This is a genomic window from Pantoea sp. Pa-EAmG, from assembly GCF_030024295.1.
In the GTDB taxonomy this organism is placed as follows: domain Bacteria; phylum Pseudomonadota; class Gammaproteobacteria; order Enterobacterales; family Enterobacteriaceae; genus Pantoea; species Pantoea dispersa.
Map to the genome: position 1 here is coordinate 1 of NZ_JASEWO010000380.1, position 903 is coordinate 903.

The following is a 903-nucleotide window of genomic DNA, read 5'->3' on the forward strand; positions in this document are numbered from 1 at the left end:
TTCTTCGTTAATAAATACTACGCCCGGTTTTAATTGCTCACACCGTTGTTGCAATTGTTCGATGTCAGACACGGAAGTAATATTTTTCTTTTTGACTCCTTTTGCCGACATATAGTCTGACAAACCCAGGCGTGTGTAGTTACATGAATCCATAATAATCGTTGGCATTATAGCGACCCTCACCAATTTGTTATCCGTTTAAATCAACGATGAATACGCGTTTGCGGTACGAGAGAGATTTCCAAAGACACTTTTTTATTCTGCTCGGCAGACTGGCGTAATGCATTCCTGCGCCATCTTGACTCGTCCCTGACCCGTTCTGCGAAGTTTATTGTGTTACTTCCACGTCACTCTTGTCCCCGCGATAGTGGGAATCGCCGGGAATTTGGTTTATGTGTTTCTTTCGCTCTGTTTTGAGAGCCCTGTCACTATCGCGCAAGTCACAGACAAATCTGATAGGACAATTCTTAAAAACATTTGAATCGCGAAAGTGTGACGTTTCAGCGAGTGTTGACAATGCCGTAAAAAAGGGATTTAGACAAGAAAAATCGCTGTAAAATTTTTTTTGTTTAAAAACAGCCCTTTGAGCATTTTTTCAACCAATTCACAAGGTTTTCCACCTTAGGAATCGTCTGACTAAAATACGCGAAGCGCGGTTTAATAAGAATAATTTTCACCTGAAATGCGCATTTATCAGAATAACCTCAGTTGATTTCTGAGAAATATGGTTCGAAAAATGCACAGATTGATTTTGAATACTTAACTATCGCATAAGAACTTCTACAGAATCGTTAACTAGCGTGCGCGGGAGAGTTCTGACACAAACTGCGCGAGTAAATCAAAGACTTCGCCGAAGAGATGTTCGCAGAAGGGGGCGAGCAGTGGCATCATCATACCCAGGCT

2 pseudogenes are annotated in these 903 nt (G+C 41.5%); both read right to left on the reverse strand.

Features of this window, described 5'->3' with window-relative positions:
- Positions 1–168 (reverse strand): annotated as a pseudogene (locus QMM04_RS22775) (transcriptional regulator RcsA); the annotation flags it as partial.
- A 627-nt stretch (positions 169–795) separates the two neighbouring features.
- Positions 796–903, reverse strand: a pseudogene (gene fliR / locus QMM04_RS22780) (flagellar biosynthetic protein FliR); the annotation flags it as partial.